Source organism: Chitinophaga sp. YIM B06452 (assembly GCF_039655965.1).
Taxonomy (GTDB): Bacteria; Bacteroidota; Bacteroidia; order Chitinophagales; family Chitinophagaceae; genus Chitinophaga.
Map to the genome: position 1 here is coordinate 254,757 of NZ_JAWLKY010000006.1, position 20,481 is coordinate 275,237.

Below are 20,481 nucleotides of genomic sequence, written 5' to 3' on the forward strand. Positions count from 1 at the left end.
TGCTTTCCATACAAAATAAACCGATATTGCGAAAATAACATTGCCGAAAAGCAAAATCGTATACTCGAACATCGTTTCAGCGTTTAAAACTATTAAATATGCTTAACGAGGCACATTATCTCTGTGTTAAGGAGGCAGGCGCACTGGTAACCAGCCGGTAAGAAAAAAACTGCGCGGCCGTGTCCGGATTTTTGTTGCGGATGGTACTATATTTAAAAAACAGACACACCATGAAAAAGTTCCTGTTATTGATCCGGGAAGACCTGGAGCGCGTAAAGAACATGACCGAAGCCGAATTGCAGGCAGACATCGCCAAGATGACCCGCTGGGCGGAACAGCTCGCCGGTTCTGGCAACCTGTTGGGCGGCGAGCCGCTGGAAGCGGACGTAAGGTATGTGAAGAAGGCGCATATCGCTACAGACGGGCCTTTCGCCGAATCGCGCGAAAGCGTTACCGGCTATATGCTCATTCAGGCCGGGAGCCTGGAAGAAGCCGCCGCCCTTGCTGCCTCCTGCCCTTCCGTGATAGACGAAGAAATAGCGATAGAAGTAAGACCTTTGATGGTACATGAGTGAACATGATGCGATGCAATTGACCGGGCTCCTGCAGCAGCTCTACCGCGCACATTTCGGGAAAATGGTGAGCCACCTGCTGCTGCGCTACAGCAGCCTCCAGCTTTCCGATGCGGAAGACCTGGTGCAGGAAGCCTTTACCGCGGCCTCTGCGGCCTGGCGCACAACCCTGCCCGAAAAACCGGAAGCATGGCTCTACGCCACCATCCGCAACCAGGCTTCGCGCTTCAGGCTGCGCCGCCAGGGCCACGTGCCGCTGGAGCACCTGCCCGCCGATCCCGTGGCGGCCGCAACCAGCGAAGACGGCGACCTCCACCTGCTGCGCCTCCTGTTTGCCTGCATGCACCCGCGCTTCACCGCCAAAGTACAGCTCGTTACCGCGCTGCGCTATGTATTCGGCCTGCAGATGCAGCAGATCGCGGAACTGCTGGGCACGGAAGCGGACAATATCTCGAAGATCATCTACCGCCAGCGCCAGCAGCTCAGAAGCGGTGATATCGCTTTCAGGAGCGGGTTTGTATGGTGGAGCGCAGGCAAGGTGGACCTTGCGCTGAAAGTATTGTATGTCGTGTTCACCGAAGGATGGAAGATCAGGGAAGAACGCCTCTGCGAGGACGCGCTCAGCCTTACCCGCGAAGTGATCCGCCGCGCCAGGGTTTCCGTGCCCGACGCCAAAGCGCTGTATGCGCTGATGCTTTTCCAGCTCTCCCGCTGGGAAACGCGCACGAACGAGGCCGGGGAACTGCTGGAGCTTGAAAAACAACAAAGGCAGCTGTGGAACCGTGATATGATCGCGGTGGCGACGGACTACCTGAAACAGGCCAGCACCGTGCCCGCGCCGTCCACCTACATCATCGAAGCGTCCGTCGCCTACCTGCATGCCGTTGCGCCAGGCTTTGCGCAAACGCCCTGGCAGCAGATCGCGAACCTCTATGCGCAATTGCATGAAATGGCCCCCTCTCCTTTCGTGAGGCTGAACCAGGCCGTGGCCCTGCATTTCGCAGGGCAAACGAAAGCAGCTTTGCATATGCTGGACGAACTGGCACAAGAGCCTTTCATGAAACATCACCACCTGCTGCATTGCAGCCTGGCGCGCATTTATGCGGACGGGAACAACAATCACCTTGCATTGCAGCATTACCGCAAAGCGTTATGGGGCAAGCCTTCTCCGGGGGAGGAAGCATTTATCCGCGGGAAGATCAAAGCATGCCTGCAAATGCCTTAACCGGCGGCTTTCTCGGTTTTTTCTTTGATAGTGTCCAGCACCAGCTCCCAATGTTTTTCATTGTTCTGGTAGGCGGTCTCGCTCGGGAAATTGCTGTGTTTCACCGTCAGCCGGGTGCCCGTTTCAATAGGCTCCAGCTCCATACGCACCAGCGTATAGTTCTCCGACTGGTCCGGTACGCCGCTGAAAGCGCTGTAGTAGGTATACTCAAATACCTCGTTCTCGTCCATCACTTCGATCGTGCCTTTGTCTTCATAAGGCTTCCCTTCCCATTCCCCGGTGAACCGGATGAGGCTGCCCACTTTCCAGTCGCTGATGGCATTTGTACCGAAAAGATATTGTTTCATACCCGCCGGGGTGGTGATGAATTTCCACACTTCAGGCACCGGGGCGGCAATGTCTATGGTTTTGTTCACTACGAAGTCCTGTAACATATAGATCCGCGTTTGTACAGGGATATGAGCAACAAAAACCGGTCCTTTTTGCAACCCGTTTGTAAAAATACATTATGCGGGGCCGGCAGGTTTAACTACCTTCGCAGGTATGAAAGCGCTCTGCTTCCTGTTAAGCATATGGATCATTCTCTGTTCAGGCACGCCCTGCGCGGACGGGCATGTGCATGACGATTCCGGGAAGGAGACCATGGCTTACCTTCACATACCCGTTACAGAACAGGAAGCCGGCGTGGACCTGTGCTCGCCTTTCTGCACCTGCTACTGCTGCGCGGTGACCATCACGCTTCCCGTTACTTCCGTATTCTTTCCCCGGCCCGTGACCCTTGCGGTGATCCCGGATATGTATATCTGTCCCCCGGCGGCCGACTTTACCGCCATTCCCTGGCAGCCACCCCGGTTTTCCCGGTGATCATTTAATGCAGACCAACCCATTTTAACGTATATGGCCATACGCTGTATAGCGTGCGTATGCGCCGTTAAATCCAGTTTTAGATAATGTTGAATAAGATCATCCGGTTCTCAATACAAAATAAATTGATCATCGGGCTGATGACCCTGGCATTGATAGCCTGGGGCGTGTATTCCCTCACCCGCCTGCCGGTAGACGCCGTGCCGGACATTACCAACAACCAGGTGCAGGTGATCACGCAAAGCCCTTCCCTTGCGCCGCAGGAGGTGGAACGGCTCATCACCTTTCCCGTGGAGCAAACCATGGCCGTTATTCCAGAGCTGAAAGAGATCCGCTCTATTTCCCGCTTCGGCCTTTCCGTAGTGACCGTTATTTTCCACGACGATGTGGACATTTACTGGGCGCGCCAGCAGGTGAACGAAAAGCTGGGCGAAGCCCTCAGCCGCATTCCGCCGGGCATCGGCGACCCCGAGGTATCGCCCATTTCCACCGGCCTGGGTGAAATTTACCAGTACGTGCTGCATCCAAAGCCCGGCTTCGAATCGAAGTACGACGCGATGGAGCTGCGTAGCATACAGGACTGGCTGGTGCGCCAGCAATTGCTGGGCACACCCGGCGTGGCGGAGGTGAACAGCTTTGGCGGCAGGCTGAAACAATATGAGATAGCCCTGGACCCTGACAAGCTGGCCAGTTACCACATTGGTATCAACGACGTGTTTACCGCGCTGGAAAACAATAACCAGAACACCGGCGGCGCATACATCGATAAAAAGCCCAACACTTATTTCATCCGCAGCGAGGGCCTTATCGGTTCGCTGGAAGACATCGGCATGATCGTCGTTTCCCGCACTTCGCAAGGTTTTCCCGTACTCGTGCGCGACGTTGCGGAAGTGCGTTTCGGCGAAGCCATCCGTTATGGCGCGCTCACGCATGCAGACGGTAAAAAGAGCGGCGAAGCCGTTGGCGGCATCGTGATGATGCTCAAAAATGAAAATGCCAGCACCGTCGTGAAAGCCGTGGAAAAACGGATCGCGCAGATCCGCAAATCACTGCCTGAAGGCGTGGAGCTGGAAGTATACCTCAACCGCAGCGATCTCGTCGGCCGCGCCCTCGGCACTGTCAGCAAAAACCTCATAGAAGGCGCGCTGATCGTGATCTTCGTGCTGGTCGTATTCCTCGGCAACCTGCGCGCAGGGCTCATCGTAGCCTCCGTGATCCCGCTGGCGATGCTCTTCGCCATCAGCCTGATGAACGTATTCGGCGTATCCGGCAACCTGATGAGCCTCGGCGCCATCGACTTCGGGCTGATCGTGGACGGCGCGGTGATCATCGTGGAAGCTACCATGCATCACCTGGGCCTCAGCCCGCTGAAAAGGCTTACGCAAAAACAAATGGACGAAGAAGTATACAGCTCCGCCAGCAAGATCAGGAATGCCGCGGCTTTCGGGGAGATCATCATCCTCATTGTATACCTGCCCATCCTTGCCCTCGTAGGCATCGAAGGGAAAATGTTCAGACCCATGGCGCAAACCGTGAGCTTCGCCATCCTGGGCGCGTTCATTTTATCGCTCACCTATGTGCCGATGATGAGTGCGCTGTTCCTCAGCAAGAACGTGGAGCATAAGCGAAACTTCTCCGACAGGATGATGGACTGGCTGCAGCGTATATATAGCCCCGTTATACACGGCACGCTGCGCAGGAAAATGCTGACCACCCTGGTATCCCTGCTGCTGTTTGCCGCAGCCATCATCACCTTTTTTCGTTTAGGCGGCGAGTTCATACCCACGCTGGAAGAGGGAGACCTTGCCATCGAAATGCGCCTCAGCACCGGCCGTTCTCTTTCGGAATCGATAGACAAGATCAATCTCGCCTCGCAGCTGCTGCTCAAAGAATACCCGGAAGTAAAAGAAGTAGTGGGTAAGATCGGATCCGCCGAAATACCGACAGACCCGATGCCTATGGAGTCTGTAGACGTAATGATCGTGATGAAGGACAAATCCGAATGGACCTCCGCTTCCACCCGGGAAGAAATGGTCAGCAAAATGCAGGAAACGCTGGAAAGCATACCAGGCGTGAGCTTCGGGTTCTCCCAGCCCATCCAGCTCCGCTTCAACGAGCTTATTTCCGGCGTACGGCAGGATGTAGGCGTGAAGATATTCGGCGAAGACCTGCAAACCCTCACCGCGCTTAGCGAACAGGTGGGCAGGATCGCCGGTGGAACAGAAGGCGCCAAAGACCTTTACCTGGAAAAGATCACCGGCCTGCCGCAGATCGTGGTGCGCCTCAACCGTGCACAGCTGGCCAAATACGGCCTGAGTGTGGCGGCGGCCAACCAGGCGCTCAACGCAGCATTTGCCGGGCAAAGCGCCGGGCAGGTATACGAAGGCGAAAAGCGGTACGACCTCGTGGTGCGTTTTTCCCAAACCAGCCGCGAAAACATCAGCGACGTGCAGAACGTATTCGTAAGCACGCCCGACGGGCGCCAGGTGCCGCTGGACCAGCTGGCGGAGATCACCTATTCACCCGGCCCCAACCAGATACAGCGCGAAGCCGCCAAACGCAGGATCATCGTAGGTTTTAACGTGCGCGGGCGGGATATTGCCAGCGTCGTAAAAGAAGTGCAGGAAAAAATAGAACGCGGCATCAAGCTGCCGCCGGGGTATTTCATCACCTATGGCGGGCAGTTCGAGAACCTGCAGGAAGCGCAGCAGCGTTTATCCGTGGCCGTGCCCATCGCGCTGGCGCTCATTTTCCTGCTGCTATTCTTCACGTTCGGTTCCGTAAAACAATCCCTGCTCATTTTCACCGCCATTCCCATGGCTGCCATCGGCGGCGTGTTTGCCCTCGTGCTGCGCGGCATGCCTTTCAGCATTTCAGCGGGCGTGGGATTCATTGCGCTCTTTGGCGTGGCGGTGCTGAACGGCATTGTGCTGATCGCGGAGTTTAACCGGTTAAAAAAAGAAGGCATGACAGACCTGGAAAAAATAGTGCTGGAAGGAACGCGGCTAAGGCTGCGGCCCGTGCTCATGACCGCTTCCGTGGCATCGCTGGGCTTTTTGCCCATGGCGCTTTCCGGCGGCGCGGGCGCGGAAGTGCAGAAACCGCTCGCCACCGTGGTGATCGGCGGGCTGGTTACCTCCACCCTGCTCACTTTGCTGGTGCTGCCCGTATTCTATTTGTATTTCGAAAAGATCAGATCAAAAACAGGCCATATGAATAAGTTGATGTTATTGCCATTGCTGGCCTTTCCGTTCTCCGCCGGCGCGCAGGAAAAACCGCTCAGTCTGCCGGAGTGCATCAGCGCTGCCGTCCAGCAGAACCGCGGCATACAGGCCGCGCAGATGGATGTGAACACAAGCCGCCAGCTGCGCGCAGCTGCCCCGGAGATTGCCAAAGCGGACCTTAGCCTTCAATACGGCCAGTACAACAGCTACGTGAAAAATGATAACAATATCAGCATATCACAAAAGATCCCCTTCCCCACCCTGCTGGGTGCGCAAGGCAGTCTTGCCGGGGAAAGCGTGAAAAGCAGCGAGCTGCAGCTGGCTTCAGACAAGAACAATCTCATCTTCCAGGTGAAAAGCGCCTGGTACCAGCTGCAATACCTGCTGGCGCTGCAACACAAGCTGGAAGAGCAGGACACAGTGTATGCGCGTTTCGTAAAAGCCGCCGGCGTAAAGCTGCGCACCGGCGAAAGCAACCTGCTGGAGCAAACCTCCGCCCAGAACCAGCAGCAACAGCTGCGCACACAGCTGCAACAGGTAAAGGCAGACGTGCACCTGTACCTGACGCGCCTGCAAACGCTCATGCATGCAGGCTCGCCTGTGAACGTGCAGGAAGAGCCGCTGCGCGCGCTGGATATGACTGCCGCAGACTCGGCTGCCGTAGCACAGAACCCGGGCCTGCTCTGGTACCGGCAACAGGCCGTGATAGCGGACAAACAACAGAAGGTCGAAAAGAACCGCCTCCTGCCCGATATTTCCATCGGCTTTTTTACGCAAACGCTCAATGGCACGCCGGTGAACGCTTCCGGCATGCCGCTGGCCACCTCCGGCAACCGCTTCAACGGGCTGGAAGCCGGGCTTTCCATTCCATTGTGGTTCAAACCCCAGGCCGCGAAGATCAAAGCCGCGGGCATGCACCGGCAGGCAGCCGCTTTCCGCTACGAGCAGCAGCAGCAGAACTATGCCGGCATGTATAACGAAAGCCTCCAGGAAACCCTTAAATACAGGGAATCCCTTCAATACTACGAAACCTCCCTGCTGCCGCAGACGGACCTCATGATCAGTCACGCCGGCAAAGCCTACGCCAACGGGGAGATCGGGTATGTGGAATACCTGCAAAGCCTGCGCACTTCCATGAACGTGCAGCAGCAGCATCTTGAAACGATCAACAATTACAACCAGCGTATCCTGCACCTGCAATACCTGGCCGGCAACAAACCTGAATAGACATGCAAAGATTACTGATCATATTTTCCGCCGCCGCGCTTGTTTCCTGCGGCAATGCGTCTAAACCTTCCGGGGCCGACAGCACGGCCGCTGAAGCACATCATGAAGAAACCGTCGTGGAGCTGACCGCCGCGCAGGCCAAAACCACCGGCCTGCAAACCGCCGCCGCCGAAAAACGTTCCCTCAGCGGCTCCATTAAAGTGAACGGCATGCTGGACGTGCCGCCGCAACAGATGCTCAGCATTTCCACGCCCTTCGGCGGCATCCTCCGCAACACCCAGTTGCTGGAAGGCTACTGGGTAAAAAAAGGACAGGTGATCGCGGAAATGGAACATCCCGATTACATCCAGTTGCAGCAGGATTACCTTGAAGCAAAGGCGCAGCTCGGCTTCCTGGACCAGGAGCTGGAAAGGCAGCAGGAACTGAGCCGCGAGAACGTGACCGCGAAAAAGACCCTTCAGAAAACAGAAGCGGACCACCGTACCCTCAAAGTGCGCATGGAAGGGCTTCGCCAGAAGCTGCTGCTCATGAATATCAGCATCGCGAACCTCGAAAAAGGCATCATCATCCGCGCCATCCCCGTGATAGCGCCCATCAGCGGCTATGTGACGAAGGTGAACGCCAACATCGGGAAGTTTGTGAATGCCAACGAGCCCATGTTCGAGATAGTAGATACGGAGCACCTGCATGCAGAGCTGACCGTGTTCGAGAAAGACATACCCCGCCTGAAGATCGGCCGCAGGGTGCGCTTTGTATTGTCTAACGAAACCGCCGAGCGCACCGCCACCATCCATCTCATTGGCCGGGAGATAGACAGCGACCGCACCATCCGCGTGCATTGCCACCTGGACCGGGAAGACAAGGAAATGATGCCCGGCACCTACCTCAAAGCCTGGGTGGAAACCGGCGCAGCGGAAGTGCCATCCCTGCCGGATGATGCCATCGTGATGGAAGGCGATAAATACTACGTGTTCATGGCCATGGAAGAGCCCAATCATTTCAAACGCCTGGAAGTGGCTGCGGGAGTAAGCGGCAACGGGTACACGGAAGTGATATTGCCCGATGGAACGCCCGCCAATGCCCGGTTTGCCGTGAAAGGCGCCAACGACCTGATGGCAAAAATGATGAACAGCGGCGAAGAAGGGCACGCCCATTGACCCGCTTTGGATAATTTTTATTGCAGGCTATGTTTTTTTAGCCTGCAATAAATTTTTCTATTGGGGTGCTTCACATTATTTTTGCGGGATGCAAAGCGTATTCCAGCATAATTCTGTCGTTATCACGGGCGCTTCTTCCGGCATCGGAAGGGCCCTCGCCATTGCTTTTTTGCAGGCAGGCGCCAGCGTTTCCGTGTGCGCCCGCAACCGGGAAGCCCTGGAAGCCCTGGCGGCGGAGGCAGGCAGCGATGCGCTGCACACCTTCGTGGCAGACGTAAGCCGCGAGGAAGAATGCAAAGCGTTCATAGACAGTGCGCTGAACCGCTTCGGCAAAATAGACGTGCTGGTGAACAACGCAGGCATCAGCATGCGCGCCCTTTTTAAAGACACCGGTCCCGATGTGCTCAAATCCCTGATGGACATCAATTTCTGGGGCGCTGTGTACTGCACCAAATTCGCCCTTCCTTCCATCACCGCCAACAAAGGCACCATCGTGGGCGTGTCTTCCATCGCCGGATACCGCGGCCTGCCGGGGCGTACCGGTTATTCCGCTTCCAAGTTTGCCATGCAGGGTTTCCTGGAAGCCCTCCGCACCGAAAATCTCCATACAGGCGTTAACGTGATGTGGGTATGCCCCGGGTTTACCGCCTCCAATATCCGCAATACCGCGCTCGATAAAACCGGGCATTCCCAGAAAGAGACCCCGCTCAAAGAAGACCAGCTGATGAGCCCCGAAGATGTGGCCCGCCATACGCTGCGCGCCATCATCCAGCGGAAGCGCACACTGATACTCACTACGCAGGGCAAGCTCACCGTGCTGCTCAGCAGGCTGTTTCCCGCCTGGGCAGACAGGCTGGTGTTCAACCATTTCAGGAAAGAGCCCGGCTCCCCCCTCGAAGCCTGAAAACTGGTCCTCATTTTGTTATACATCCCTTTTTTTATCGCTCTTTTGCACGTTTACACTGAATAATTGATTTTCTTTGCACAGGATTTACAACACCCCTGTGGTTTACAGCTCCGGCTTTATAACATATGCCCATCATCACACTGACATCTGACATTGGTTTGCAGGATTACCTGGCAGGCTCCATCAAAGGGCTGTTGCTGCAACACTGCGCGGATGCACAGGTGGTGGACATTTCCCATCACATTTCCCCCTTCAACCTGCCGCAGGCCACCTACATTTGCCGCAGCGCCTTCCGTTACTTCCCGGAAGGAACCTATCACCTGGTGCTCAACAACCTGTTCGACCGCAAAACGGATTACCTGCTGATCGGCCGCCACAACAACCAGTTCATCCTCTGTGCGGACAATGGCCTGCTCACCATGATAGCCGGGGAAATGCCCGCGGAAGTATACCGCATCCCGCTGGACCCGGCTGAAAGCCGCAATACGCTCAACATGGTGGCCGTGATGGCCAGAGCCCTGGCCCGCCTCACCAAGGGCGCCGCCCTCTCCGAAACGGGCACGCTCACCACGGAGATCACCGTCAAAAACAACCTGCAGCCCCTTACCGGGGAAGATTATATCGAAGGGCAGATATTGCATATCGATAATTTTGAGAACGTAGTGGTGAACATCACCCGCGGGCAGTTCGACGAGCAGCGCAGGAACCGCAAATTCGCCATCATGTTCCGCCGCGATGAAATGATCACGCAGATCAGTGAAACGTATGCGGACGTGCCCGAGGGCCAGAAGCTGGCGCTGTTCAATTCTGCGGGTTACCTCGAAATTGCCGTGAACAAGGGAAACGCCGCCGGGCTGTTCGGCCTGCAGGGCTTCCGGCGCGACCAGCTGCAGCAGGGCGCTTACCAGCAGCTCTCCTTCTATCAAACCGTCAGAATCCTGTTTGAATAATGATCCGCATTGTGAAACTTACCATGGCCCCCGAACGGGGAACCGACTTTGAGGCCCTTTTTGCTGAAAGACAGGAAGCCATCCGCCATTACCCCGGCTGCAGCCACCTGGAATTGTGGAAAGACCGCAGCCATGCCGGCGTTTATTTCACGTACAGCATCTGGGACGGGCCGGAGTCCCTGGACCATTACCGCCACTCCCCTTTGTTTGCGGAGGTATGGGCGGGCATTAAAGGCTGGTTTACAGGCAAACCCGAGGCCTGGAGCCTGGATGATAAAACGCCCCTGTTGCAATAAAAAGCCCAGTAAAAAGTTAAAGTATTTATAAAAAGTTAAAACTATTGCTCACATTAGCTTAATTGGTTACTTTTTCTATTTTTGTCGGAATTATCTAAAACAACCTTATGTATTTTAACCGGATTAATAACATTACGGGCTGGATAGTGTGTATTATTGCCTGTACTGTCTATTTAATGACCATGGAAGCCACGGGAAGCCTGTGGGATTGCGGGGAGTTCATTTCCGCGGCCTATAAAGTACAGGTGCCCCACCCCCCCGGTGCCCCCCTGTTTGTATTGCTGGGCCGTATTTTCACGCTGCCTTTCAAACCTTCCGAGGCTTCGCTCGGCATCAACATCATGAGTGCCCTGGCCAGCGGTTTCACGATCCTGTTCTTATTCTGGACCATCACGCACTTTGCCCGCCGCATTTTCAGCAAGGACGGCGAACAGCTCACCCAAAAGCAGGTCCATGTAGTAATGGCTGCCGGCGCGGTAGGTGCGCTTGCTTATACTTTTTCCGATTCTTTCTGGTTCTCCGCCGTGGAAGGCGAGGTATACGCCATGTCATCCCTCTTCACCGCCCTCGTTTTCTGGGCCATGCTGAAATGGGAGCACGAAGCAGATACCAAATACGGCGACCGCTGGATCATCTTCATCGCTTACATGATGGGGCTTTCCATCGGCGTCCACCTGCTGAACCTGCTCACCATCCCCGCGATGGTGCTCATTTATTACTTCAAACGCGGCAAAAACGTATCCGTAAAAGGCGCATTCTGGGCATTCGTGCTCGGCTGCGTGATCACCGGCCTGGTGCAGAAATTCATCATACAGGATACCATTAAAGTATCCGGCATGATGGACGTGTTCTTCGTGAACAGCCTCGGCCTGCCGTTCTTCTCCGGTTTCACCTTCTATTTCCTGGCCATCATCGCGCTGCTGGTATACGGTTATTTCAAACCCGGCAAGATCGGCCTCTACGCGCCGCTGATCATCATCGCCTCCCTGATCATCTTCCCGGCATTTGCCGACGGCGACAGCGGCGGCATGCGCGTGCTGCGCTTCGTGATCGGCGCCGGCGTACTGTTCATCCCCTATCTCCTGAAACTGTTCGGGGTGGAGCTGAGCGGCGCAGGCATGAAACGTTCCGTGCAGCTGATCAACTCCTGCATATTCTTCGTGCTCATGGGTTACTCCACTTACGTGACCACCATGATCCGCTCCTCCGCGAACCCCACCGTGGACATGTATAATGTGGACAATCCCGTGTCTCTCGTGGGTTACCTCGGCCGCGAACAATACGGTGACTTCCCGCTGCTCTACGGCCAGGTGTTTACCGCGCGCCCTGAAAAATATGAGGAGAAAGGGAACATCTACGCCCGCGGCAACAAGGAATACATTGTAGTCGGCAAAAAACAGGTACCTGTTTACAATCCCAAAGACATGATGCTGTTCCCCCGCGTGTGGGACGCCAGCAACGACCAGGGGCATGCCGATTTCTATAAAGCGAACCTCGGCCTGAGAGACGGCGAAGCGCCTACCTTTGGAGACAATATCAGCTTCTTTGTACGTTACCAGGTCGGCTTCATGTACCTGCGTTACTTCGGCTGGAACTTCGTGGGCCGCCAGAACGATACACAGGGCTTCGGCAACCCGAGAGACGGCAACACCGTTTCCGGTATCTCTTTCATAGACAACTTCCTCTACGGCGACCAGAGCATGATGCCGGACAGCCTGAAGAACAACAAGGCGCACAACACCTTCTTCTTCCTGCCGCTCATTCTCGGCATCATCGGTTTCCTTTTCCATTACAACCGTCATAAGAAAGACGCGCTCATTGTAGGCGTGCTCTTTTTCTTCACCGGTTTTGCCATCGTATTATACCTTAACCAGGCCGGCAACCAGCCCCGCGAACGTGATTACGCCTATGTGGGCTCCTTCTACGCCTTCGCCATCTGGATCGGCCTGAGCGTGCTGAGCCTCTACCAGTTCTTCCTGAAAAAAGCGCCCAAACTGCCCAAACCCGGCGTAATAGCCGGCGTGCTGTGCATGCTGGGAGCGCCCGTGCTCATGGCGCAGCAGGGCTGGGATGACCACGACCGTTCCAAGAAAGTGCTGGCAAGGGATGTTGCCCGCGACTACCTTGAATCCTGCGCACCGAACGCCATCCTGTTCACCGTAGGCGACAACGACACCTACCCGCTGTGGTACGCCCAGGAAGTGGAAGGCATCCGCCCGGATATCAGGGTGATCAACCTGAGCCTGCTGGGTGTGGACTGGTACATCGAACAACAGACCAAAGCCACCAACAAGAGCCCGGCCATTGCCATGACGCTCAGCGCAGACAAATACCGCGGTGAGAACCGCAACTACGTGATGCACTACGACGGCGGCAAAGTACCGCAGGACCGCTTCTATAACCTCAAGGAAGTGATCACCTTCCTGGGTGAAGACAACCCGGCCGCCAAAGTGCAGCTGCAGAACGGCGAGTTCGTGAACTACCTGCCTTCCAAACGCCTCTTTATACCCGTAGACGCTACCGAGGCTGTGAAGAACGGCACCGTGGATATACGGGACAGCGGCCGCATTGCGCCGCAGGTGCCGTTTGAAGTGCCGAAAGACGTGATCTACAAGAACGACCTGGCCGTGTACGACATCATCGCCACCAACGCGTTCAAACGCCCGATCTATTTCACCGGGCCGGTAGACCTTGGCTTCAACGAATACCTCTCCGTGGAAGGCCTGACCTACCGCCTTGTACCCACGCGCAGGCTGCCCTCAGACGAAATGCTGCCCGGCCTGAACGACCAGGTGAACACCCGCCGCATGTACGAAAACCTCATGAACAAGTTCGTATACGGCAGCGTGAACATCGAAGGCGTGTACTTCGACGAGCCTAACCGCCGCATGCTGCAAACCATCCGCAACGCTTATACCAAAGCGAGCGTAGCGCTGGTGAAAGAAGGCGATAAAGAAAAAGCGCTCAAACTGCTGAGCCGCCAGGATTCCGTGTTCCTGCCCGGCAATATGCCTTACGCCATGACCTCCCCCGGTAATATGCACAACCTGTGGAGCATGGAAATTGTATACGCATATTACATCGCAGGCAACAACAAAAAAGCGGAGGAGATCTCCGGCCAGATCATCAAGGACCTGGAGCAGCAGATGCGCTACTACCGTGCCCTGCCGGCCAACAAGTTTACCAACGACCTGCAGGACGATGCGCAGCGTGCAGAACGTTTCATGCTGATGCTGAAACAATGGAAAACAGACCTCGGCGCCGATACCAGCCGCCGCAACGAAGTAGGCAGCGGCCAGATCAGTACAGTGCCTGTACCGCAGCCTGCGCAGGACAGTAATAAGTAATTGTTATCAAAAGCATAATAAAGCCCCGGCAATCCGAACTGCCGGGGCTTTTGTTATATTAATGCTGACGGCATTTATTTCACCTTCCAAAACGCCTCCGATCCAGGTTTCCGTTCGTCCGTTCCTTTCACCAGCAGTGTATCGCCGGGCTGCAGGTCGCCGAAAACCTCGATTCCCTTATCAAGCGTCATGCCCTGGCGAACGTCTACCCATTGCGCTTTCCCTTCTTTTACCCTGATCACGAATTTTTTCTCCTGCGTGGTGGCGATGGCTGTGGCAGGCACCACGAGTGAAGCGCCTTCCCGCTCCATCGGGATCTTTACGTAAGCGAAAGAACCTGCTTTCAGCTCGTGCCGGCTGTTGTCTACCATAAACTCCCAGGTTTCTGTTCTTGTGTTCGGGTCTATGGCGCCGGACTTGCGGGTGAGGGCGGCTTTGAATTGTTTTGTAGGATAAGCGTCCACGCGGATGCCTGCTTCTTTCAGCTTCGTCATGGTGCTGACGTAAATCTCAGGCACGGCTACACGTAAACGCAGGGTGTTGTTGTTCTGAACCGTCAGCAGAACCGTGTTGGGCCCTGCCAGTGCGCCGGGATCCGCATTCCTGGACGTGACGATGCCGTTGAAAGGCGCAGTGATGTGAAGGTAACCGGAAACCGCTTTGTAAGACTGTGCCTGTTTGGAAGCTGCCTGGAACGATGCGCTGTCTGCCAGCATTTGCTGGCGGCTCCTTTCCAGGTCTACCGGCGCTACAATGCCTGGTGTTTTGGCCTGGGAGGCCCTGTTAAGCCGTTCAAAATTATCGCGGCTGGAGAGCCATTTCGCCCTGGCGGATTGCAGTGCGGCTTCGGATTCAGCGTAGCGGCTGTTGACCTCCGGCGCTTCGATCACCGCCAGGGTCTGCCCTTTCTTTACCTGGTCGCCCAGGTCGGCGTGCATGGCTTTCACGAAGCCCTGCACTTTGCCGTAAAGGTCCGCATGTTCATAAGGTATCAGTTCGGCGGGCAGTTCCACCGTTTTGCGCGCAGTGTCCGTTTTCAGGATAAATACCTGGACGGTATCGCCCGCCGGGGCCTGTTCCGCAGGCGCTTTGCCCTGGTTGCCGCAGGCAGCAAGCACCGCGCAGGATGCTATGATGTAAAAGGATCGCATACTATTGTTTATCATAAGTAATACTGTTCTCGTCTTCAGGATCTAATGAAACGGATCGATATTTCCGCCGGCCCGCTGCCAACTGGTACACATGCGGGAGGAAAAACAGCACGCTGATAGTGGAAAACAACAGGCCGCCTATCACCGCGATACCCAGCGGGGCCGTTTGGTCACCGCCTTCGCCAATGCCCAGCGACATCGGGATCATGCCCGCGATCATCGCAAAGCCCGTCATCAATATCGGCCGGAGCCTCGCTTCCGCCGCGTGCATATTGGCGCCTTCGATGTGCTGCTTTCTTTGCTGCTCCGCATTTGTCACATACAGCACCGCGTTGGCAATGGCCACGCCTACCGCCATGATGGCTCCCATGTAGGATTGAATGTTCAGCGAATGCCCCGTTACGAACAGCAGCAGCAGCGAACCCGCTATTACCGCGGGCACTACGGAGAGGATAGACAAAGCCACCCGGAACGACTGGAAATAGACCGCCATCAGCAGGAAGATAGCCACCACAGCCACCAGCAGGCCTGCCCGCAGGCTGTCCAGCGTTTGCTGTAATAATAAAGGTTGCCCGCGCATGGCCACTTTGGTGCCTGTGGGTAATTTTCCGAGCGAGGTGATCGTTTTTTCCACTTCTTTAAAAACACCGCCAAGGTCCTGCCCCTGCACATTCCCGGTGATGGTGATATACCGCTGCTGGTTGAGCCGGTCATATTCCCCGGGCACTGCCATGGGTTTCCAGGAAGCAATCTCGCTGAGGTAATGCGTATTGCCCTGGCCGCCGGAAACAGGGATCGCTTCCAGCTGCGTGGTGTTGTTCATACGGTATTCAGGGTATTGCACCTGTATCTGGTAAGCTGTGCCGGTGGCTTTATCCAGCCAGTAGCTGGGCGACGTGAAGCGGCTGGAAGAGGTGGCCGTGGTAACAGACCTTGCGATCTGCTCACTTGTAATGCCCAGCTGGCCTGCCTTTACGCGGTCTACTTCCAGCCTGATGGCCGGGTAGTCCAGCGGCGTGCTCACCTGGAGGTCGCGCACGGAGGGAATTTTTTTGAGCTCCTGCAGCAGCCGCTGCGCGGTTTTCCGGCCTTCGGCAAGATTCCTGTTCGTTACTGCGATCTCTATGGGATTGGTGCTTCCGAGGTTCAATACCTGCTCCACGATATCGCCCGGTTCAAAAGATATTTTTGCCGCCGGCATTTCCTTTTCCACGGCGGCGCGCAGCGATTCTTTATAATTGGCAATGGACATGACGCCCCGCTTCAGCTTGATGCGGGTCACAGATTCATGCGGGCCGCCCGTCCACAGGTGGATGTAATTCACGGGGTAGCTGGAAGGCTGCGTGCCGACGAATGCAGAGCTGATCTCGGTATTGTTCTTTCCTACAATGCTGTCAGACAATGCCAGGAGCCTGCGCGTTGCATCTTCCGTTCGCTCGAAGCGTGTACCCACGGGGAGGCGCAGGCGAACCTGGGCCTGCCCGCTGTCTGACCGGGGAAATAATTCCGTACCTGTTGCCAGGTACAACAGCACAGCCAGCCCTGCAGAAATAACGAGGAACAACGTGGAAACCAATCCTGCGCCCGCATGCATCCTTTGCCCGGCGGACCGGTAGCGTGTTTTTATCCTTTCAAACCAACCTTCTTTCTGAACGCTCACATGATCTTTCAATATCCTGCTGGCCAGCACCGGCACGAACGTTTGCGAAAGCAAAAACGAAGCGATCATCGCAAAAGCCACTGCGAGCGACAGCGGGAGGAACATAGCCTTTGGCACGCCGTTCATAAAGAACGCGGGTACAAACACCGCGAGGATGCTCAGCAATATCAACAACTTCGGACCGGCGATCTCGCGGCATGCGTCCAGCACCGCGCGGGCTTTGCTTTTGCCCAGCTCCAGGTGCCGGTGGATATTTTCAACCGTTACGGTGGCTTCATCCACCAGTATGCCTACAGATAATGCAAGCCCGCCCAGTGTCATGATATTCACCGTTTGCCCGGTGAGGTACAGCATCGTGGCGGAGCTGAGCAGTGCCAGCGGTATGGTGAGGATCACTATCACCGCGCTGCGCCTGTCTCCCAGGAAAAGCAATACCATCAGGCCTGTAAGGATAGCGCCGAGGCCGCCTTCAAACAGCAGGCTCTTCAGCGAGTTCACTACATAACCGGATTGATCGAATGCGTATGTTACTTTGATATCTTCAGGAATAGCGGCCTGCATGTCCGGCAATGCGGCTTTTACGCGCTGCACCACTTCCCAGGTAGACGCGTCGGCTCTTTTTGTAACAGGAATGTACACGGAACGTTTGCCGTTGATCAGCGCATAACTGGTGGTTACGTCTGCACCCATGCTCACGCTGGCAATGTCCTTCACATATACGGCGGGCCCGGCGCCAAGCTGCAGCGGCGTATTCTGGAGGTCTTCCAGCGTTTCGATCATACTGTTCTGCGGGGTGATATAAGCGGTATCGCCGATGCGCAGGTTGCCGGCGGGAGAAATGCTGTTGAATTTCACGAGCGACTGCACCACCTGGTCCGGCGTGAGATTATGGCTGCGGATCTTTTCAGGGTCTACCGTTACCAGCACCGTTTTTTGGTTCCCGCCAAAAGGCGGCGGCGCGGAAACGCCGGGAAGCGTGGAGAACATGGGTCTTACGCGGAACAGCGCCAGGTCCGATATCTCACTGAGCGAACGCGATTCGGAGCTGAACACCAGTTGCCCGACAGGCACGCTGCCGGCGTCGAAACGGGTCACAAACGGCGGCACCGTGCCCGGCGGCATAAACGCGCGCGAGCGGTTCACGTATCCCACCACTTCAGCCATGGCCTGGGCCATGTCCGTTCCTTCGTTGAATTCGATCTTGATGATGGCAGCGCCCTGTATGCTCTTCGATTCCACATACTTCACGCCGGTGATATAAAGGAAATGATATTCGTAATAAGAGGTCACGAAACCTTCCATCTGCTCGGGCGACAAACCGCCGTAAGGCTGTGCCACATATACCACCGGCAGCCCGAGCTTCGGGAAGATATCCACTTTCGCATTGCGGATGGAAAGGAAGGAAAAGAAGAAGATCGCGATCACGGACACCAATATGGTCACGGGATGCCGTAAGGCCGCAGTAATTAGTTTCATCCGCTAATAGTTTTCTTTTAAAGGCCGGATGGAACCTTGCATGTTTCCTTGCGGGAAATTTATTATGCCCGGTGTCATCCGCTATTATTTATTTCAAAGTATTGGTAAATAAATCGAGGCTGCCCTGCGCAACGGCCATGTCCAGCACGGAGCGCCAAAGCTTAAGCACGGCGCCTGCCTGCAAGGCTTCAGACCGCAGCAATTCAAACTGTCCCTGCATCAGCCGTGTGTAATCGACCAGGCCGCTTTCGTAGCTTATTTTCAGGCCGTCGAATGCGAGCTGCGCCGCGGCTGCCTGCTGGAAGGCCTTGCGGGCAATGAGGCCGTTCTGGTCGTAGTGCAGCTGTGCCGTTTCCATCTGCACCTTCAGGTCCAGCTTCGTTTGTTCCAGCTGCGCTTCATCCGCGCGAAGCAGGGAGCGGTATTGTTTTTTCCGGATGCTCTGCTGGGTAAACCCGAGGATGGGAAAGCTGAGTTGTACGCCTGCTCCATAATTCCTGCGCGTGAGCGACCAGCCGTCCGCTTTTGTGACCGTTCCATCCGCCGCCACGCCCGAACCGCGGGCATAAGCATTGGCCCATACGTCGAATCGGGGCCGCCATTCGCGCTGCACTTCCTTTAACGCCGCTTTTCCCGCTTCCAGCCTGAACTCTGAGACCTTAATAGCAGGATGCGTGCCCTGCGCCTGCGAATGCAGCCATTGCGGCAGCCTCCCGATAAAAGCAGTGTCGGTCAGGGAAATATCGCGGGCGCCGGCGGGCAAACCGGTCAGGCGCACGATCTCCGCCAGCTGCTCATAATAACGCAGCTCCAGCGTGAGCAGGTCGGTTTCGGCCTGCGCCAGCGCGGACTGGAACTGGACGGTATCTATGCCCGGCCGCAGCCCTTCCCTGGCCAGCACCAGCGACTGGCCCAGCCCGGTTTGCGTGCGTTCGATATTTGCCCGGTAACTTTTCATCAGGGTCAAAAGATAAACCCCGTCGAGATAAGCGGAGATGACGCTGTATTGCTGCCGGAAAAGCGCTTCATTGTATTGGCTGACGGCCAGCTGGTACTGGCTGGAAGCCTTCTCTGCCGCTGCCTGCCGCTGCCCGAAAGTGAGAGGTTCCCATTTCAGGAGCGCGGTAAGCGCCGTGCCCGGCACCCCGTCGTACGTATTACCCGCGGAAGGCGGGCCGCTGATCGGCAGGAACAGGCCGGGATAACTCATGCCCGTGATATTGTTGTAGGTGGCATAACCGGCCTGGTACCCGGCCGTCAGTTCCGGCACCAGGGTATTCTTTACCTGGCTTACGCCGGCCATGGATGCATTGCTTTGCTCCCTGAGCACCGCCAGGCGCGGCGCCTGCGTGGCGGCGGCAACAGCTTCTGTAATAGATAACGGTCTTTGCTGGGCGGCAAGCGCATACGGGAGGAACAATAAAAAACCGGCTGAGCAGATGATTTTCGGCAGCAACATGATTGGCTCTGATTAATTAACACGGGATCATCCCGCATGTCAGGGTTTAAAAGTATACTAATTTACTAGGGTTTCCTGGTATTTTTGAAAATGTTATGGTATTTATGAAGCGTCGCGGTATACCAGGGGCGTTTGGCCGGAGTGGCGCTTGAAGAATTTCACGAAATGCGAGGGATCGCTGAAATTCAGGAAGAGAGAGACCTCGGAAACGGTCTTATTGGTAAACCGCAGCAGCCGCCTGGCTTCGCTCATAACGTGCTCCGATATAACGTCTGCCGCCGGCTGGTTCACCGCTTTCCGGCATGCGGCGTTCAGGTTCTGCGGCGTGGTATTAAGCATCGCTGCGAAATGTGCGACCGTCATTTTAGCGGGTTTAGGCAATAGCAGCCCGATGAAGGAATGATAAAGATCGCCGCGGGCCGGTGATGGGAAAGCCGGCAAGCCGGCACTGTCGAGTATCTTGGCCACCAGGGCCTTTACCAGCCCTTCTTTTAAATGGAAAGCCATATCTGAGGAGGCCATGTTTTCCCTGGCCAGCAACTCAAACAGCTGCAGGATACTGGCAGTTTCTTCCAGGTACAGACAGGCAAGCCCGCCGACGCGTTGCAGCAGCATCTTCAATTCGGCATCGAAACTTTTTTCGGCAAACGAGCTTTTAAGGATCAGCACATACCCTTCCGGTTCGGCGGAGATGTCCCAGTGATGCACCTGGTCTTGCGAAATGAAGAACAGCACATTGGGCCGGATCGCGTACTGCACGCCGTCTATCCAGTGGAAGCCCGCGCCGCCGGTGAGGAGTATGATCTCGAAATATTGTTTATGCTTATGCGGCTCCGTTTTCCGGGTATCTTTCCGGAACGCCTCCGCTTTGATATGGTTGCCGGCCTGTATCTTATTTTTTACCGGGATGATGCTCTCCACTGTATGCACATTTAAGCATGAAATATACGCTATTCCACGGGCAAC

At 55.8% G+C, this 20,481-nt stretch carries 14 protein-coding genes; 9 read left to right on the forward strand and 5 right to left on the reverse strand.

Translation table 11 applies throughout. The features are described from left to right. The first annotated feature begins 230 nt into the window (after positions 1-230). The gene (locus R3I13_RS24060) at positions 231-575 is read left to right on the forward strand and encodes a YciI family protein (RefSeq protein ID WP_346320539.1); all 345 of its coding nucleotides are present in this window, start codon (positions 231-233) and stop codon (positions 573-575) included. Then, the gene (locus tag R3I13_RS24065; protein ID WP_346320540.1) at positions 568-1,797 is read left to right on the forward strand and encodes a sigma-70 family RNA polymerase sigma factor; all 1,230 of its coding nucleotides are present in this window, start codon (positions 568-570) and stop codon (positions 1,795-1,797) included. Before R3I13_RS24060 ends, R3I13_RS24065 begins: the two co-directional genes overlap by 8 nt. On the opposite strand, the gene R3I13_RS24070 is transcribed toward R3I13_RS24065, so the two are convergent. Further along, the gene (locus tag R3I13_RS24070) at positions 1,794-2,231 is read right to left on the reverse strand and encodes an SRPBCC family protein (protein ID WP_346320541.1); all 438 of its coding nucleotides are present in this window, start codon (positions 2,229-2,231) and stop codon (positions 1,794-1,796) included. The two genes, R3I13_RS24065 and R3I13_RS24070, sit on opposite strands and share 4 nt — an antisense overlap. Positions 2,232-2,340: 109 nt before the next feature. On the opposite strand from R3I13_RS24070, the gene R3I13_RS24075 reads away from it, so the two are divergent. From R3I13_RS24075 to R3I13_RS24105, 7 genes are all read left to right on the forward strand, one after another. Then, positions 2,341-2,661: a DUF6660 family protein gene (locus tag R3I13_RS24075; RefSeq protein WP_346320542.1), complete on the forward strand. Its 321-nt coding sequence runs from the start codon at positions 2,341-2,343 to the stop codon at positions 2,659-2,661. Between the two features lie 86 nt (positions 2,662-2,747). After that, positions 2,748-7,112, forward strand: coding sequence for a CusA/CzcA family heavy metal efflux RND transporter (locus tag R3I13_RS24080; RefSeq protein ID WP_346320543.1), 4,365 nt, complete (start codon positions 2,748-2,750; stop codon positions 7,110-7,112). Positions 7,113-7,114: 2 nt separating this feature from the next. Next, entirely contained in the window at positions 7,115-8,269 is a 1,155-nt protein-coding gene (locus tag R3I13_RS24085) for an efflux RND transporter periplasmic adaptor subunit (RefSeq protein ID WP_346320544.1), read from the forward strand. 88 nt (positions 8,270-8,357) lie between these two features. Further along, positions 8,358-9,173, forward strand: a complete 816-nt coding sequence (locus R3I13_RS24090) for an SDR family oxidoreductase (protein WP_346320545.1) — start codon at positions 8,358-8,360, stop codon at positions 9,171-9,173. Positions 9,174-9,301: 128 nt separating this feature from the next. Then, positions 9,302-10,126: an SAM-dependent chlorinase/fluorinase gene (locus tag R3I13_RS24095; RefSeq protein ID WP_346320546.1), complete on the forward strand. Its 825-nt coding sequence runs from the start codon at positions 9,302-9,304 to the stop codon at positions 10,124-10,126. Next, a complete protein-coding gene (locus R3I13_RS24100) occupies positions 10,126-10,422 on the forward strand; it encodes an antibiotic biosynthesis monooxygenase family protein (protein WP_346320547.1) in 297 nt (98 codons plus the stop codon). The genes R3I13_RS24095 and R3I13_RS24100 overlap by 1 nt, the downstream gene beginning before the upstream one ends. 182 nt (positions 10,423-10,604) lie before the next feature. After that, the gene (locus R3I13_RS24105) at positions 10,605-13,769 is read left to right on the forward strand and encodes a DUF2723 domain-containing protein (RefSeq protein ID WP_346320548.1); all 3,165 of its coding nucleotides are present in this window, start codon (positions 10,605-10,607) and stop codon (positions 13,767-13,769) included. A 74-nt stretch (positions 13,770-13,843) separates the two neighbouring features. Here the strand turns inward: R3I13_RS24105 and R3I13_RS24110 are convergent, their stop codons facing one another. The 4 genes from R3I13_RS24110 to R3I13_RS24125 form a co-directional block, all read right to left on the reverse strand. Continuing rightward, positions 13,844-14,920: an efflux RND transporter periplasmic adaptor subunit gene (locus tag R3I13_RS24110; RefSeq protein WP_346320549.1), complete on the reverse strand. Its 1,077-nt coding sequence runs from the start codon at positions 14,918-14,920 to the stop codon at positions 13,844-13,846. Between the two features lies 1 nt (position 14,921). Next, a complete protein-coding gene (locus tag R3I13_RS24115; protein WP_346320550.1) occupies positions 14,922-18,056 on the reverse strand; it encodes an efflux RND transporter permease subunit in 3,135 nt (1,044 codons plus the stop codon). Positions 18,057-18,144: 88 nt separating this feature from the next. Beyond that, positions 18,145-19,515, reverse strand: a complete 1,371-nt coding sequence (locus tag R3I13_RS24120) for a TolC family protein (protein ID WP_346320551.1) — start codon at positions 19,513-19,515, stop codon at positions 18,145-18,147. 102 nt (positions 19,516-19,617) lie between these two features. Then, positions 19,618-20,436, reverse strand: coding sequence for an AraC family transcriptional regulator (locus R3I13_RS24125; RefSeq protein ID WP_346320552.1), 819 nt, complete (start codon positions 20,434-20,436; stop codon positions 19,618-19,620). Positions 20,437-20,481 lie beyond the last annotated feature (45 nt).

Excerpts from the sequence above, each read along its gene's own strand:
- R3I13_RS24065 (WP_346320540.1), top strand. The coding sequence starts at position 568 with ATGAGTGAACATGATGCGATGCAATTGACCGGGCTCCTGCAGCAGCTC.
- R3I13_RS24090 (WP_346320545.1), top strand. The coding sequence starts at position 8,358 with ATGCAAAGCGTATTCCAGCATAATTCTGTCGTTATCACGGGCGCTTCT.
- R3I13_RS24100 (WP_346320547.1), top strand. The coding sequence starts at position 10,126 with ATGATCCGCATTGTGAAACTTACCATGGCCCCCGAACGGGGAACCGAC.
- R3I13_RS24120 (WP_346320551.1), bottom strand. The coding sequence starts at position 19,515 with ATGTTGCTGCCGAAAATCATCTGCTCAGCCGGTTTTTTATTGTTCCTC.
- R3I13_RS24110 (WP_346320549.1), bottom strand. The coding sequence starts at position 14,920 with ATGCGATCCTTTTACATCATAGCATCCTGCGCGGTGCTTGCTGCCTGC.
- R3I13_RS24085 (WP_346320544.1), top strand. The coding sequence starts at position 7,115 with ATGCAAAGATTACTGATCATATTTTCCGCCGCCGCGCTTGTTTCCTGC.
- R3I13_RS24070 (WP_346320541.1), bottom strand. The coding sequence starts at position 2,231 with ATGTTACAGGACTTCGTAGTGAACAAAACCATAGACATTGCCGCCCCG.
- R3I13_RS24080 (WP_346320543.1), top strand. The coding sequence starts at position 2,748 with ATGTTGAATAAGATCATCCGGTTCTCAATACAAAATAAATTGATCATC.
- R3I13_RS24075 (WP_346320542.1), top strand. The coding sequence starts at position 2,341 with ATGAAAGCGCTCTGCTTCCTGTTAAGCATATGGATCATTCTCTGTTCA.
- R3I13_RS24095 (WP_346320546.1), top strand. The coding sequence starts at position 9,302 with ATGCCCATCATCACACTGACATCTGACATTGGTTTGCAGGATTACCTG.
- R3I13_RS24060 (WP_346320539.1), top strand. The coding sequence starts at position 231 with ATGAAAAAGTTCCTGTTATTGATCCGGGAAGACCTGGAGCGCGTAAAG.
- R3I13_RS24115 (WP_346320550.1), bottom strand. The coding sequence starts at position 18,056 with ATGAAACTAATTACTGCGGCCTTACGGCATCCCGTGACCATATTGGTG.
- R3I13_RS24105 (WP_346320548.1), top strand. The coding sequence starts at position 10,605 with ATGGAAGCCACGGGAAGCCTGTGGGATTGCGGGGAGTTCATTTCCGCG.